19 protein-coding genes are annotated in these 13,367 nt (G+C 51.5%); 3 read left to right on the top strand and 16 right to left on the bottom strand.

Features of this window, described 5'->3' with window-relative positions:
- Window positions 1-2: 2 nt before the first annotated feature.
- Both HG66A1_RS13585 and HG66A1_RS13580 read right to left on the bottom strand, forming a co-directional pair.
- Window positions 3-497, bottom strand: coding sequence for an Imm7 family immunity protein (locus tag HG66A1_RS13585; protein ID WP_197997133.1), 495 nt, complete (start codon window positions 495-497; stop codon window positions 3-5).
- Window positions 498-599: 102 nt separating this feature from the next.
- A complete protein-coding gene (locus tag HG66A1_RS13580) occupies window positions 600-968 on the bottom strand; it encodes a hypothetical protein (RefSeq protein ID WP_145184648.1) in 369 nt (122 codons plus the stop codon).
- A gap of 246 nt (window positions 969-1,214) precedes the next feature.
- On the opposite strand from HG66A1_RS13580, the gene HG66A1_RS13575 reads away from it, so the two are divergent.
- Entirely contained in the window at window positions 1,215-1,550 is a 336-nt protein-coding gene (locus HG66A1_RS13575) for a DMT family transporter (RefSeq protein WP_145184645.1), read from the top strand.
- 34 nt (window positions 1,551-1,584) lie between these two features.
- Here the strand turns inward: HG66A1_RS13575 and HG66A1_RS13570 are convergent, their stop codons facing one another.
- The 6 genes from HG66A1_RS13570 to HG66A1_RS13545 all read right to left on the bottom strand — a co-directional run bounded on the left by HG66A1_RS13570 (window position 1,585) and on the right by HG66A1_RS13545 (window position 7,908).
- Complete coding sequence (locus tag HG66A1_RS13570; RefSeq protein ID WP_145184640.1) at window positions 1,585-2,007, bottom strand: hypothetical protein; 423 nt, start codon at window positions 2,005-2,007, stop codon at window positions 1,585-1,587.
- Window positions 2,008-2,015: 8 nt separating this feature from the next.
- On the bottom strand, window positions 2,016-2,381 hold the full coding sequence (locus tag HG66A1_RS13565) for a DUF1963 domain-containing protein (protein WP_145184637.1): 366 nt from the start codon (window positions 2,379-2,381) through the stop codon (window positions 2,016-2,018).
- A 77-nt stretch (window positions 2,382-2,458) separates the two neighbouring features.
- Window positions 2,459-3,244, bottom strand: a complete 786-nt coding sequence (locus HG66A1_RS13560) for a UPF0261 family protein (protein WP_145184634.1) — start codon at window positions 3,242-3,244, stop codon at window positions 2,459-2,461.
- Between the two features lie 94 nt (window positions 3,245-3,338).
- Window positions 3,339-6,317: a bifunctional serine/threonine-protein kinase/formylglycine-generating enzyme family protein gene (locus HG66A1_RS13555; protein ID WP_145184631.1), complete on the bottom strand. Its 2,979-nt coding sequence runs from the start codon at window positions 6,315-6,317 to the stop codon at window positions 3,339-3,341.
- A 38-nt stretch (window positions 6,318-6,355) separates the two neighbouring features.
- Window positions 6,356-7,222 (bottom strand): hypothetical protein, encoded by an 867-nt coding sequence (locus tag HG66A1_RS13550; protein WP_145184628.1) that lies wholly within the window; start codon window positions 7,220-7,222, stop codon window positions 6,356-6,358.
- A 113-nt stretch (window positions 7,223-7,335) separates the two neighbouring features.
- On the bottom strand, window positions 7,336-7,908 hold the full coding sequence (locus tag HG66A1_RS13545; protein ID WP_145184625.1) for a sigma-70 family RNA polymerase sigma factor: 573 nt from the start codon (window positions 7,906-7,908) through the stop codon (window positions 7,336-7,338).
- A 190-nt stretch (window positions 7,909-8,098) separates the two neighbouring features.
- Between HG66A1_RS13545 and HG66A1_RS13540 the strand changes: the two genes are divergently transcribed.
- Both HG66A1_RS13540 and HG66A1_RS13535 read left to right on the top strand, forming a co-directional pair.
- The gene (locus HG66A1_RS13540; protein ID WP_145184622.1) at window positions 8,099-8,761 is read left to right on the top strand and encodes a hypothetical protein; all 663 of its coding nucleotides are present in this window, start codon (window positions 8,099-8,101) and stop codon (window positions 8,759-8,761) included.
- Window positions 8,762-8,805: 44 nt separating this feature from the next.
- Entirely contained in the window at window positions 8,806-9,144 is a 339-nt protein-coding gene (locus tag HG66A1_RS13535; protein WP_145184619.1) for a hypothetical protein, read from the top strand.
- A gap of 7 nt (window positions 9,145-9,151) precedes the next feature.
- Here HG66A1_RS13535 and HG66A1_RS13530 read toward each other — a convergent pair whose 3' ends face one another.
- From HG66A1_RS13530 to HG66A1_RS13495, 8 genes are all read right to left on the bottom strand, one after another.
- Window positions 9,152-9,457 (bottom strand): hypothetical protein, encoded by a 306-nt coding sequence (locus HG66A1_RS13530; RefSeq protein ID WP_145184616.1) that lies wholly within the window; start codon window positions 9,455-9,457, stop codon window positions 9,152-9,154.
- A 74-nt stretch (window positions 9,458-9,531) separates the two neighbouring features.
- A complete protein-coding gene (locus HG66A1_RS13525) occupies window positions 9,532-9,903 on the bottom strand; it encodes a hypothetical protein (protein ID WP_145184613.1) in 372 nt (123 codons plus the stop codon).
- Complete coding sequence (locus HG66A1_RS13520) at window positions 9,900-10,322, bottom strand: hypothetical protein (protein ID WP_145184611.1); 423 nt, start codon at window positions 10,320-10,322, stop codon at window positions 9,900-9,902. Before HG66A1_RS13520 ends, HG66A1_RS13525 begins: the two co-directional genes overlap by 4 nt.
- A gap of 102 nt (window positions 10,323-10,424) precedes the next feature.
- The gene (locus tag HG66A1_RS13515) at window positions 10,425-10,946 is read right to left on the bottom strand and encodes a hypothetical protein (protein ID WP_145184608.1); all 522 of its coding nucleotides are present in this window, start codon (window positions 10,944-10,946) and stop codon (window positions 10,425-10,427) included.
- Window positions 10,947-11,100: 154 nt separating this feature from the next.
- Window positions 11,101-11,658, bottom strand: a complete 558-nt coding sequence (locus HG66A1_RS13510; protein WP_145184605.1) for a hypothetical protein — start codon at window positions 11,656-11,658, stop codon at window positions 11,101-11,103.
- A 170-nt stretch (window positions 11,659-11,828) separates the two neighbouring features.
- Entirely contained in the window at window positions 11,829-12,371 is a 543-nt protein-coding gene (locus tag HG66A1_RS13505; protein WP_197997132.1) for a hypothetical protein, read from the bottom strand.
- A gap of 52 nt (window positions 12,372-12,423) precedes the next feature.
- A complete protein-coding gene (locus tag HG66A1_RS13500; RefSeq protein WP_145184602.1) occupies window positions 12,424-12,744 on the bottom strand; it encodes a hypothetical protein in 321 nt (106 codons plus the stop codon).
- Between the two features lie 89 nt (window positions 12,745-12,833).
- Entirely contained in the window at window positions 12,834-13,364 is a 531-nt protein-coding gene (locus tag HG66A1_RS13495) for a hypothetical protein (RefSeq protein WP_145184600.1), read from the bottom strand.
- Between the last annotated feature and the right edge of the window lie 3 nt (window positions 13,365-13,367).

Genomic DNA, 13,367 nt, shown 5'->3' with positions numbered 1-13,367 from the left:
AATTATGCTTCATCACCCCGATCATAAGGGTGCACAGGGTCAATATTTCCCTGAACCAGTCCAAAGAACGGATCGTCCAGTTCTGTCAGTTCGCCATGCAGTAAACGGTGGACTCGAAACACGTTGTCATAATCCATCGATGGATGACGGCCAATAAAACTGCTCTCACGCGTGTCTTCATCGTCGTGACAATAAAACAGGCCATAGCTACCCGGGCCATGTGTCACGATCCAGTCGAGCATCTCCCACACTGCAGACGTCCTGTGATTGCGCGAAACGCACCAGGTCAGCAGGCCTTTTTCATTATTTAACGACTCACACAGCTGCCACTGGATGAAGCTTTCTGCAGACACTTCCATCCATGTTCGAAATTCGTTCCATAATTTCTGATCTGCGGCATCGATTTCCGCATCGACCTGATCAATGTCAGATAGCTTCGCCCCCCTGATGACTTCACGACTGCTGCGCAGATGACACCAGCCAAACCCCAGTAACATGACGACTTCCTTTCATTCTGCTCTACGCGTACAACTCCTGCACATTAAAGAGCTTCAACGGTGTGTCCTCAATCGATGTTCTTCAGCAACCAGGGGACGAAACTAACCGATCACCAATTCCGGAATCGAATCTCGAGGAGCTTGGCTCAGTAGCAGTGAATAGCAATAAATCAAATGAGCAAGCCAGGCAGCTTTGACCTCCGGCTGAAATTCAATCTCTGCCAAATGCTCCTGGTATAACCGCAGTTCTTCCGCCAGTTCGTCCATCATCTCCCAGCCCCAGAAATACACCGGATCAGATTCCCCCAATGTAGCAAGCTGTTTCACTCCGATTCGCTCCCAGACGGGCAGCGACCAGAATTGCAAACTCGTCTGTTGTGTTCCCAACAGGTAATAGGGAGCACTGACCTCGATCGACGTCTTAGGCCCTCCAGGTGATTCCATGTATCCAATGGAAATACTACGACTCATGCCTACTACTCCTCTGAGAGACGTCACGATTATTATATAATAGAACTGACAGTCAACTGCCCAATTTAGTTCGTACATAAGCAACTCAATCCCCCCAGGGGGGACCTGTTTCGAGATTGTCGGAATGAAACACAGGTCAGCGTTGACACTAATACATCAATCGATATCTTGTAACACGTCTGTGTGGCCGCAGCCACCATACGTCTCATTCTATAAGACAAAACCAGCACCGGAGTACTGCAAATCATGTTAACCAGTTATCTGGCTCTGGGAGTGGCAATCGTGCTGGAAGTGATCGGCACGTCTGCACTGCAGGCTTCGCAGCAGTTCACACGCCCGGTCCCCACCACAATCACGGTGGTCACCTATCTGAGCGCCTTCTATTTTCTCTCCCTGGCTTTGAAGATGATCCCCGTCGGTATCGCTTATGCCATCTGGAGCGGCGTGGGCATCGTGCTCATCTCCTGTGTTGGCCTGATTCTCTTCAAGCAGAAACTGGATTTGCCCGCCATTCTGGGACTGGCACTGATTATCGCCGGAGTTCTCGTGATCAATCTGTTCTCCCAGACTGTCTCACATTGAACGCGCAACAGCGACTGGACTAGCCGCTCGCACTTTATGGTTCCTGTTGAACCAGTTCCTCTGGTGCATTGACGTAGCGGGGCTCCCCCAGTTGTGCCAGCAGATCAGCCGGGTATTGTCCCGCATCCGCACCACTGCGGAAAACCGGCGTCGTTTCATCGGAGTAAAACAGCATCACATCACCCAACTGCAGCACTTGAAACAGCCGTTCCAGAAATGCGGGATGCCGGATCGGCCGGGCGACCATGATCCCAGCGACATCGCCGCTTTCAGCCGCTTCTTTCCCACCCAGATAGATATCGACCACATCATCGGGCTCCTGAAACCAGACCCGCAGACAGCCGTACTGATCCAGGGACTCGGTCTGGTCAGTTGAAAGTATTTCGCATACTGTCGCATAATCAAAGCCGATCGGCTCGCCATCACGATAGTTCCAGATGAATGCTTCTATGCTCATTTACAATCCTAACCACATTCAAAGACCGAGATTGTCTCCAGACATTCAAAGCAGAAAAAGACAAAAATCATCCCCACATCGCCAAACATCCATTTCTGATCCTCAGATAAGCTGTCAACACGATGAGGATTCGAATTCCAGTCGTGTTCGACAGAGTCGATCTGTGCCACGAATCGCATCTTGTTCTTACAATGGGGACAGCCCGGCCATTCCTCTTCATTCCCCTGTATCCAGTCAGGACTGCCTCCCAGCTTGGTCCGCTGTCCCTGGTATTCATAATGTGGTATATCTTCCCCCTTCGGATAAGCCTCTTCTCCTTCTTTCACACGCTCCAGAGAGACTCGAAACTCGGGTAATAGATTCGCTTTGTCCATTGGTTATCTCACAGATCAAGGTACATATAAATGCATCTGGAAGTACGCTAAATAATAAACCGACAGTTCCCCCTCAATTAAGTCTGTACCGAATGGGCCATCACCCCCACCAGACTACCGGCCTCAGTCAACCCCACCACAAGCCGCGGGAACACACACCCGAAATTCCTATCACTCATTTTATCGCCATCTCCCACTGCCACGAATACGGGGGAGTGGATCTGTTCCGTGCGTTCACACCAGGCAACCAGTTTCCGCCACTGGGCAAGCCAGGCGGCATCTTCGGCGACAAAACTTTCCCACAGCAGGCTGTATTCCTGCAGCACGGAACTCTGAATTTTAGCCTGGGGATAGATCGCCCCATTGAAAGCGGTGCGAATCAGGGAGGCGGTAATCCGCGTCGGCTTTTCCACTCCGCCATTGATGGTCACAAAAAAGGGATCAAAGGTGCTGGAACCTTCTGAATAATTCACCGACACACCTTTAAGAATGGAAGCCATCGCTGCCGACAGTTTTTCACACAATACGATCTCCTCTGGATCATGTTCGTGCACATTCGGTCTGCCCGGCACAAAGAGACAACCACAGGAGTAAACAGCCAGGTGCGGGTGCAGGGTGCTATGATTCCATTCGTCTCGCGGAAATTCAGGACCACAGCACATCATACAGGGGTCAAACGGCTTGAGACGTTCCGGCACCAGGTGACACCCATTAACGGTTTCCGGGGGCGTTTCCACCTTTTCAGTTGAGCTCAACTCAAGCGCGGCCTCCTGATCAACCGGCTTACAGCCGCTGATCATCGAACCGGCAGCCAGCGCCAGCATCGTCCGTCTGGAAATCAGCATTGTCTCTCTCAGCTTCATGGCCGGTCTTCACTTATCTCAGATAGAAGTCAATCTGCTAACTGTGACTCTGTCGGGCCATTCTACCGCGTCTCTCATCAGGCGGAAACCGAAATCACTTCCCCGAGACAGGTTCGATAAAACCACCGTCCCACTCGATGCGACAGCGGGGCAGCGCAGCCGCCAGTTTGCGGACGCCTCCTTCTGTGACGGGGCAACGCGCGACATCGATTGCGACCAGTTTTTTACAGACATGTAATTCTTCAAGGCCGGCATCGGTAACTCGAGTCCCACTAAGCCCCAGCCAGACCCAGCGAGGCGTCTCAGCCAGTACGCGGCAAGCTGCGTCGTCGATATTCTTGCATTCCTTCAGGAGTACACCGTGATTGCTCAAATAACGCATCTGCTTCAGCCCCTCAGCTGATATCTTCGTCTCAGACAGGATCAATCCAAAGAAATGATCGGTCAGATGCCGTAACTCAGTGACAGCCTGATCGGAAATTGAAGCCCCCTCTGCATTCAAATTTGACAGGTAAGTAATCCCGGGAAAGGACATCAGTCTGGCAAATACCAGATCGTCAACAGAAGCCCCGACAAAGACCGCATTCCGAACCCAGGGAGTATTTCGTAAATTCTCCACATTTTCAGCATTCAGCAAACGGATTCCTTTCAAATCGACTGCATGTAGATAAGTGATGTCTTCAGGCAAAGTACCGCCTGGACCGACTTTAACTCGCTGGTCACCGACAAAAACCGTAACATTCCCTCCATGTAAAACCACCCATTCTAATGACGAGCGTTGTTCTGGTGGAATTTCAATGCGAATATCCGGTGGAGGCATATCTGCACGCACTCGAACCAGACGAAATCCCGCCTTGATCGAAACGAGGCCTGGAGGTTCCTTTCGATAATCAATTGCGCGGCACCGATTCGAACGTTGCTGCCAACTCCCACCACATTGCACATATTCCTGCTGTCCCTCGGGAGTTTTTACTCCCAGGCACCATTCCGATACATTCCCATGCATATCATATAGACCGAGTCGATTTGCCGAATAATATCCCACTTCCTGAGTCCGATTCAGACCGAAATCGATATTGGCTTCTCCCGTTAAGAGTTGATCGACGGGCTTATTCAGATAGAAGTCATGACTGCCGTTTGAATAAGTACCCCGTGGTCCTCCCCGACATGCATATTCCCATTCAAGCCGGGTTGGCAGGCGGTAGATCCATCCCTGATCCACATATTTATCATTCAGTACATCGACAAAATGCTGAATATCGAAACAGGAGACGCTCTCGACAGGTAGATCCCCCTGTTGTTCTACTGAAAGCGACGCAATCGCTGCTTTACCTGCTCCCTCAGCAGAAAAGTGGCTGTGATTCTTACCCACCACAGCCAGCCATTCCCGCTGTGTTACCTCACAAGCTCCCATATAAATATCTTGTGAGAAGCTCACATGCTCCCAACCTGCCAGTCCTCCATTGCCACCAAGATACGCACTCCCGGCCGGGACTTTGATGAAGTTCATTCCAAGCTGATTCTCAAACTGATCGGGAAGTGAAACCTCAGTTGCACTTTTCGTGGTGGGGGCTGCCGATCGTGGCACCTCCCGACTGACACGAACCACTTCGCGCCCATCGCGTGAAACAGTTACCAGCTCTCTCTTCAGAACTTCTCCGTCTTTTGTAGCCTCGAACTGATACTGTCCCGGTTTCAGTCGAAGCTCTTCGACTCCAGTCCCCTTAATTACCAGTTCCTGACCGTCGATGGAAACACTCACACCGGGATCTTCGACTTCAATCACCAGAGTCCCTTCGGGTGACAAATAGCGGATTACTGTACTGTTCAAGCGGGTGATGCCGGTTGCTTCCGTAAAGCCAAAACTCGATAAAAGCACGATCAGGATCCCCGCAGCCTTCATCCACGATAACCGATTCTGCCTCAGATTTTTTGATTTCGCTGATGTCGACTCATCCCTGGTTTGACGCATCGGCACAGCTGCTTCCGCACCTCCGGCTAACTGCTCGGCAACGTCCCGTGCAGACTGGAACCGATTATCAGGGTCTTTTTCGTGCAGTTGACGAATGATGGCAACCAGCCAGTCCGGCACTTCAGGAATGATTTCCTGGATACTCCGGGGCTCCTCATCCACGACCCGCTTCAGCACAGCCAGAGTCGACGGGGCGCGGAAAGGAGGGCGTCCGGAACACATCACATATAAAACACTCCCCAGGCTGAACAGGTCACTCTTCCGGTCCAGCTTGAGCCCTTGAACCTGCTCGGGCGACATATACATCGGCGTACCCGCGATGATACCGCTCTGAGACCGGCTCGCATCATCTGCAGCGCGTGCCAGACCGAAGTCGGTAATTTTGACGCGTCCCGTTCCGGACTCGATCAGGATATTCCCCGGTTTAATATCCCGGTGAATTAATCCCTGTAAATGGGCTGCTTCAAGACCATCTGCGATCATCCGCCCATACTTCACGATGGTAGTCAGATCGAGCGGCCCATTGTCATCAATCATCTGTTGCAGTGTCTTACCGTCAATGTATTCCATCACCAGAAAAGGCAGGGGGGCTTCCTCGACCGCGTAAATATTAACGACGTTCGCATGCCGTATGGCCGCAGTAGCCCGCGCCTCGCGCAAAAACCGCTTGCGAGCAGGAGAAGTCGCCGCCATGGCCGGGGTCATCACCTTGATGGCGACAATCCGATGCAGGCGCTGGTCAAACGCCTTAAAGACGATACCACAGCCCCCTCGGCCAATCAGCTCCTGAATATCATAGTGCCCCAGTACTCCCAGTGATCCAGCATCCGTTGCCGGCTGCAGAAATCCGAGGTCGAGATCATCCAGTCCAGGCTGAGCCCCCGTATCTTCCCCCGCGACGCGTGTTGCTTCGCTCGACCGCCGCATCTGCTCCAGCACAGGGACACCGAGAAATTCGCCTGACTGTTCCGTCTCATTCAGCAAGGCAGCCACCTGTTCCCGCAACAGACGATCTTCGCCGCACACCTGATCGAGGTAAGCCGCCCGCTGCTGAAGATCTTCAATCTCCAGCGCGGCCATAAAGATTTCCTGTTCGTTCATATAAGACTTTTCTCAGAAGAAGTGAACCGCTTAAAATTCTAGTTTGCCCACCGACCATTTTTGAAGTGACGCCAGGGATAATAACCGTGTTTCAGTGAAACCCGGTCATGATATAATCGGAGTCGCGTGTCTGTTGTATTGTCTTTTAACTCGATGTAATCCGGCTTGCGGGCTACTTCAGTAAAGCGAACATGATTCTTGCCCCGATTTTTGACTTCCAGCCAGCTTTGATCCGCCTGGATTGTGAATATCCCGCCCCCCCCGCGAACGTATCTGCGCCGCCCGTCAAATACGCAGGGAGACAGCTCATTATGGGCCTTCGTCTTCAGCAGGGATGCCTTCGCCTGATTTCCATTCCGTGCACACTCCGCGATTTCATGCTGGTAGGCTTTCTGCATCGCCGTCACCGCTACGACCATCTCTTTTTCGAAGTGAGTGGTATTGATGACCGAGGGTAAAACCCGTTTCTCCTTAAACCGTCTGCGTTGACGTTCAATCAAATCGGCAGCATGTGTATTCCCCTGTTTGATGGCAATTGCCTTCTGTTTGTCAAACAGTTCGTTGATCGCCTTCATGGCAGTCTCAACCCGCTCCTGAAACTCTTCCCGGGCAGCATCCAGCTCTGGCTTCCCCTGACCGGGCCCCGCTTTAGCCAGGATAATAATCACCTTACTCCGATTTTGACTTGGAAAATTAGCCCGTTGCACATGCCCCGACTTTTCACTTGAGGAGGGCAGGGTGGTAACCTGCGAATCGGCTTTACCGTTCTGCGTTTTGCCATTCCAGCGGGCCCCCGTCTTCGCTGCTTGACGGGGTATTTGTCTGAAATAATCGGCAGCCTGTAAAGCCGTAACATTCAGAACCAGGAACAACAGACAGATCAGATTTCTGGTTTTCAAAGACACGATTCGACCTCATGCAACAGGGGGGAGTCTGTAAAACAGAACAAAGTGGATCCCAATGGCCCTCTTTGAACCTCGCTACCCCTCAGTGCGAAAACCAGCAGCAGAGGACGTCATCAAATCTCAGATTTTTCTGAATTTCTCCGCATTTCTCTCCGTAGCCAGGCTTTGGCATAGGCCCATAATCGATCAGCTGTGCGGGGAGAAACCCCCATCACCTCTGCTGCCTGACTTAGTGTAAGACCAGAAAAATAAAGCAGTTGCACTAATTCCGTGGCCCGGGAGTCTACTGTAGAGAGCCTGTCGAGGGCTTCGTCCAGCGCAATCAGATCTTCTACGGGTTCAGGCAATGTGGAAGGCAGCACCTCCTCCAGATCTAGACGAACTGCATTTCCACCACGCTTGAGACTTCGGCGGGCTCGTGCATTTTCAACCAGAATACGGCGAATCGCGATTGCGGCGGCCCCGAAAAAATGTCCTTCACCATTCCAATCCTCGTCATTCCCGATCAGCCGCAGATACGCTTCATGGACGAGGGAAGTGGCCTGACGCGCATGTCCTGTCGGCTCATTCGCCAGATATCCTGCAGCCAGCTTACGGAGTTCGTCGTAGACTCGGGGCAGCATTTTTTCAGCTGACTCACGGTCTCCCGCCTGAACGGCACGCATCATTTCGGTGAATTCAGACATCGCAGACTCGAACTTTCAGATTGGGAGGCATCCAGACTTTGCTTTACGGGTGGAGGACAGGCACACCAGTCATTTCAGACAACTCGCAATGGATTCTCGCTCCCAGGGTCCACACTCGACAACAGATCACCCCATGTTACAATACTGTCTCCTGATTCACAAACCTCAAAATCTTCGCTGCGGAGACATCATGCGGAACGCCAGACAGATCCCATTTCTGCTACTACTTATCTGTTTCACCGGGTGCCGGGACCAGGAAAATACGAATGTTCCGGGGCCCACGCCACAACAGGAAGCCACCAACCAGGCAATCATGCAGGAGATCCAGAAACTGGAACAGGAATCGGCCAGCGCCGAACCGCCTCCCCCGGTGTTTCCACTCCCGAACCTGCCCGACTGGAAACGCTCCGCACCCCGGGCCTTGCCGGCCTCCGACCATGGCTTCTCAGTGGCCTACGATCACGCGGGTGGCATGACGGTAACCTTCTATCAGTTTACGCGCGGCCTGAAAGAGATTCCCGACAATCTCAACAGTGAGCCCGTGCAAAACGAAATGAAGCATGCCAAAGCCAGCATCGAACAGGCAGTCGAACTTGGACTCTGGAACTCGGCGACAGAAACTGATCACGGCACCGTCTCGCTGGGTGACTCACCACAAAAAGCACTCTGGTGCCGCTACCAGCTTGCTACTGACCAGGGTGAGGTCAACTCCGACACCTATGTCTGGTCCCACGCGAACACCTTCTTCAAACTCCGCTGTACCGGCCATGCAAAGAACCCACTGGACGATGTGAAGACACTCACGCCACTGTTGACCGCATTGGGCGATGCCTGCAGTGAGAAGCAGAAATAATCACTTGCTCAATTCAATCGGCTTTTACAGGCATTGATGAGTCTATGACGATTCGTAATTTTGGCAGAGTGGTTCCGATCCAGATCTATCTACTGCAACTGGTAGGTTACGAATGGAAAGGCCGATCGCTCGATCCAGCAACCGGCGGTAATGCCCGGAAACGAGCCATGCGGGATGGCCTCCGCTCGTTACAGAAATCCACAGGAACTGACTTCGGCTACAATCCTGCTGCATGGCGAGAGTACCTGATCAGCACTGGAGAAGAAGCAGGTTACACACATCCGTACGCCTTTGCCCTTGTCGATCAGGCAGTGTGTGAAGCGCTGGAAGATCCGACAGTGATTGCCACCCTCAAAGAACTCTCTGAATCCGACACAGCCTGATTTCAGCTCACTCCATACCCAGATCACGTACCAGCCAGGCCTCCGGCGTGACGTCCTGTTCCTCGACCTGCAGGCAGGCAACAATCTCCATACGGACGCCTGCAAACACGTCCTGTTCTATGTCCGGATGTTGCTCCGCTACGAGGGACTCGACCAATGCAACCAGGTCAGAGACACGAAAGTCTGTCCATGCTCCGTCAGGCGGGTCAGCTGTATTTCCCTGCTCAAGCAGGTCATGCGTTCGCTGACGCGGGATTTTAATCCCGAACCGGTTCTCCAGCCTAAATATCAGATCCAGCAGATCAATACCCATATCGGCATCCTAACAATGTCAGTCTCGTCAGGCTGATGAGAAAGCAAATCAGAGTGATTGGCATACAGAATTGATCATCCTAAAAAGATGCCCAGCCGCGCTGCATCCGTTTCGATATTGGCAACTGCCCGGGGAGTCACCTCGATCACATTCATGTCTTCCAGCTGATAATATTCGCCGAATGTATTAATCGTTTCAATCCAGTCTTCCAATTGAACATCTCTGTCACTTCTCAGTTCATCGAGCAGTGAAGTCACCGGATCAAAAATATCCAGATTGATCAATCGCCCCTCACAGCGTTCATATTCAATCGAATCCAGTATCAGATTCATTCGAATACAAAGATCCGCCAGATCCTCATCAGTCACGCTCTCAACTGCCAGCACCGGCCTGAGAACTCGCCCATTACAGACAACGGGTACTTCAAACCAGCGTGATAACATCATTCGGATCCTTTCTCAAAAGCGGTCACAATCTCTTCAAACTGCGCCAGATCACTGACCGCTTCGAGTATCTCCCTGAGGCAATCGGACAGCTTATCACATTTTCTCTCCGGTAACTCCTTGATAATGACCTGCCCCTGTTCATCGTTGACCTCGCTCAGTTCAGTCGTAATCAACCATTGCGTCGCATCCCAAAAAATGGTGAGCCCCAGATCATACTCTTTCTGATCCTTACCCTGGACTACAAACCCGAGCACCAGGCAGCCATGATATTCGGTCTTTTCCCCATTCTCATGTACGGTAAAGGGAGACCCGCTGAGAATGAAACCAGCTTGACTAGTACGATAACCAAGGAGGGTGTATTTGTACTTTTGTTTTTTTATCTGTTCATTGGCAGATTGCAGCGTTTCCAGCAACTGCATCGTACTTTGGCTCGCATCGTCCATCGTCCTCACGCTCCCTTCGATCAATCAGGGCAAGCTTCCTGATGATATTGTCTTGCAGCTGCTCTCGATGTCTTCCATTTAAGGAACGATCGGCTGGCTGTCATCGGGTGCCTTAAACGCCTCTTGCGGAACATAACGTGTTACCTGCAGATAGATGTGCAGCCTCGACCTCACCAGGGGACAGGAATTCGTTTGTGATTCTGTCTCCGAACCACCAATAAAATAGACTTTGTCCAACTGGCACTCATGGTTCGATATCTTGATTCCCGTTTCACCCAGTTGAGGATTGCCGAATACATCCGGCACATAACCGAGATCGACCGTCTGCAGGTATTCCAGTTGCACTGCAAATTTCCCCTCTTTCCGGATCAGCTTACCGTTGATGGTCTGCGCATAGCGGCCGCTTTGTGATTTACCATGAAATCTCTGATTGAGACGCGTTACTACCTCGATACTGTGCAGCAGCTTCTCTTCCGGATTTTCCTCCGGCACTTTTTCATACCCGCGCATCTCCACGCGCAGTAGATAGTCTTCCTCAGCGTATCCCATCAGACACACACCCAGGGAAAAACAACAACCGATCATCAGCAAACGTATCATTTTCATCTGGTTTCTCAGTTTTTTTAATACCAACTGGAATACTTCCTGGGAGATAACTTCATTCAAGGGGAGATCATGGGCTTAAGGGGCTCGGTACTTTGAATACCTCAGCTTGTTTGGCTCGCATCGTCCATCGTACTCACGCTCCCTTCGATCAATCAGGGCCAGCTTCCTGATGATCTTGTATCTCTTTCTCGAAGTCTTTCATTAAGGGCAGGCTTGGCTTGCTGTCATCGGGTGTCTCAAATCTGGTTAACAACAGTTGGCAGGTCTCCTTTTTGCGCTCCACCAGCGAACCTCCCAGGACACCTTCCTCTCCGACTTTAAGAGAGAGGGATCCACGGACACCGAATTTATGCAATACCGGAACGCGTCTCCCATCATCATACGTGTGTAGATAATCAACTTGGATATTGAATTTGCCGTCCTCTTCCGTCAACATTCCCAATACGGTCTGGGTATGTCCTCCCTGACGGGTCTTACAATAAAATCGCTCGCCGGGAACGACGACCATCTCAACCCCTCGCAGCAACTTCTCATTCGGAAGTTTTTTCATGAGTTCACTGAACGACTGCGTTTTAATAATTTCTTCGGCCCCATATTCATATTCCATCACATTGACGCGCAACAGGTATTCCTCTTCCGCATCCGCTTTCGCGCACGCAGCACACCAGACACCAACAGCGAGCATCCATAGCAAGATCTGTTTCATCGGGCCCTCTACTCCTTTCACACAACAGAAACATCTGCACCTACAAACAGTCCTGTTTAGCCGATTCGCATAGATCTGTCCAGACACAAATCAGGGGATAAACGCAGCAATAGAATCGCTTTTTAACATTCCCTATACGGAAATATCTGATTCACCTTCCTTTTGATGAGCTACGAAGCGGATTCCCCGCGTGCCTGCAAAAACTCCGTGATGAAATCATAGCGTTCACGAACCAGTCGATTGGGATGCGCCGCCATCAATCCGAGCAGTTCCACACAATCTTCCGGATCAACCAGATGTGTAAACAGCAACTGATCCACCATACCGGCGCCCCAGGCCTGAATACCCTCGTCTGGATCTTCCAGAAAACCTTGAGCCCAGGGTAACGCACGATGATCTGCCACAACGCGCAACAGTTCCACGGCCTCCTGCCGGGCCTCCAGATCATCGGACTGCTGATAGATTTCATAACAGCGTTCCATGGCACACCAGGGGTGCAGGGCCCAGAGTACCATTCGCGTCAGTTCGGCCCCGGGCCGGCACGCAACATAATGCTCCACGGCTGCACACAGATTGTTGTGCCCGATGATCAGCGAAATCGCTTCCCGGGCTTCAATTGAACTCCCGTGTTCGCGTCCATTTTCCTCCAGGGAGCCGACGGCCAGGGCCAGGGTCGTCCAGTCAACTTCTCCGTCCGTCATGAATTCAGCCATGGTCTGATCCCGTCGTCATTTCTCTTTCAGGCATCGCATCCGGATTCGCGCCTCAACGCCCGCGTAAAATTCGTTGATCAGTCTCCTCATTTGCCGGCACATAACACTGCAACTGTCCCTCCAGATCATCAACATAAAGCTTGCCACAACTCGCACATTGCCATATACCACGGACTGGAGAGCAGATCAGTTCTCTCATCTGCATGCAGGCCGCTTCAAAGGAAAGCGTTCCCGCAGCCAGACGTTCCACAACCTGGACCTCCAGTGCATCAAACATCGCCAGCCAGTCCTGATCCGGTATTAAACGCCCCTTTTGAGGCAGATTGTCCGTCGAGTCAAATATCATCTCCCCGCAGTAGCAGCTAATCTTCATCGCAATTCCCGTTGATCCTGATTGCTCACCTTCAAAACATTTTCATTTCATCCTTCATTTGAGTTTCAGCTCGACTTCAGGCAGTCTACTTACTCAATTTTCGCAGTCCCTTTTTCATCCGCAGCGAGTCTTTCAAATCGCGGCCAGACAACTTTGGCGGCAAAGCTGGCTTCATCGTTTTCACTGAACCGCTCCACGGGATCAAGCGAATCCGCCTGCACCCAGGCTACCACTGCAAACTTCGTCTCAGGATTGTAACTGATCCGCATCTGTTCGGCACTGTGAAACAGTTGCTCTCCCGTCTTGCGAAAAATGCGTTCATAATGCCGCTGCGTCTCATCCTCTAGAGTACACTTCCATTCCCGTTCCGTCAGGGCATCATCAAGCAACGTCCAGAAATCAGCACTATCTGACGCCTCTGATCTATAAGTAAAGACAATACAGTCAATATCCATGTTCGCATAATGGCCGGTCACTTCTGCTGGTTTTACCAGAAACGAACCAAATGAATTTCTTATCTGCTCATCCTCTGGCACATAGTCCATCTTGATGATCTCACATCCGCAGAAACAGGGGGTGAGCAGCAATACGAAAAACAGATTTATGTTTCTGGGAACCATGAA

The sequence above is a fragment of the Gimesia chilikensis genome (assembly GCF_007744075.1).
Taxonomy (GTDB): Bacteria; Planctomycetota; Planctomycetia; order Planctomycetales; family Planctomycetaceae; genus Gimesia; species Gimesia chilikensis_A.
Note: the sequence above shows the minus strand (reverse complement) of the source record. Positions and strands in the feature narration are given on the sequence as shown.

What these genes read in the sequence shown, in the direction of transcription:
- HG66A1_RS13585 (WP_197997133.1), bottom strand. Translation starts at nt 497, where the DNA reads ATGTTACTGGGGTTTGGCTGGTGTCATCTGCGCAGCAGTCGTGAAGTC.
- HG66A1_RS13580 (WP_145184648.1), bottom strand. Translation starts at nt 968, where the DNA reads ATGAGTCGTAGTATTTCCATTGGATACATGGAATCACCTGGAGGGCCT.
- HG66A1_RS13575 (WP_145184645.1), top strand. Translation starts at nt 1,215, where the DNA reads ATGTTAACCAGTTATCTGGCTCTGGGAGTGGCAATCGTGCTGGAAGTG.
- HG66A1_RS13570 (WP_145184640.1), bottom strand. Translation starts at nt 2,007, where the DNA reads ATGAGCATAGAAGCATTCATCTGGAACTATCGTGATGGCGAGCCGATC.
- HG66A1_RS13565 (WP_145184637.1), bottom strand. Translation starts at nt 2,381, where the DNA reads ATGGACAAAGCGAATCTATTACCCGAGTTTCGAGTCTCTCTGGAGCGT.
- HG66A1_RS13560 (WP_145184634.1), bottom strand. Translation starts at nt 3,244, where the DNA reads ATGAAGCTGAGAGAGACAATGCTGATTTCCAGACGGACGATGCTGGCG.
- HG66A1_RS13555 (WP_145184631.1), bottom strand. Translation starts at nt 6,317, where the DNA reads ATGAACGAACAGGAAATCTTTATGGCCGCGCTGGAGATTGAAGATCTT.
- HG66A1_RS13545 (WP_145184625.1), bottom strand. Translation starts at nt 7,908, where the DNA reads ATGTCTGAATTCACCGAAATGATGCGTGCCGTTCAGGCGGGAGACCGT.
- HG66A1_RS13540 (WP_145184622.1), top strand. Translation starts at nt 8,099, where the DNA reads ATGCGGAACGCCAGACAGATCCCATTTCTGCTACTACTTATCTGTTTC.
- HG66A1_RS13535 (WP_145184619.1), top strand. Translation starts at nt 8,806, where the DNA reads ATGACGATTCGTAATTTTGGCAGAGTGGTTCCGATCCAGATCTATCTA.
- HG66A1_RS13530 (WP_145184616.1), bottom strand. Translation starts at nt 9,457, where the DNA reads ATGGGTATTGATCTGCTGGATCTGATATTTAGGCTGGAGAACCGGTTC.
- HG66A1_RS13525 (WP_145184613.1), bottom strand. Translation starts at nt 9,903, where the DNA reads ATGATGTTATCACGCTGGTTTGAAGTACCCGTTGTCTGTAATGGGCGA.
- HG66A1_RS13520 (WP_145184611.1), bottom strand. Translation starts at nt 10,322, where the DNA reads ATGCAGTTGCTGGAAACGCTGCAATCTGCCAATGAACAGATAAAAAAA.
- HG66A1_RS13515 (WP_145184608.1), bottom strand. Translation starts at nt 10,946, where the DNA reads ATGATACGTTTGCTGATGATCGGTTGTTGTTTTTCCCTGGGTGTGTGT.
- HG66A1_RS13510 (WP_145184605.1), bottom strand. Translation starts at nt 11,658, where the DNA reads ATGAAACAGATCTTGCTATGGATGCTCGCTGTTGGTGTCTGGTGTGCT.
- HG66A1_RS13505 (WP_197997132.1), bottom strand. Translation starts at nt 12,371, where the DNA reads ATGGCTGAATTCATGACGGACGGAGAAGTTGACTGGACGACCCTGGCC.
- HG66A1_RS13500 (WP_145184602.1), bottom strand. Translation starts at nt 12,744, where the DNA reads ATGAAGATTAGCTGCTACTGCGGGGAGATGATATTTGACTCGACGGAC.
- HG66A1_RS13495 (WP_145184600.1), bottom strand. Translation starts at nt 13,364, where the DNA reads ATGGTTCCCAGAAACATAAATCTGTTTTTCGTATTGCTGCTCACCCCC.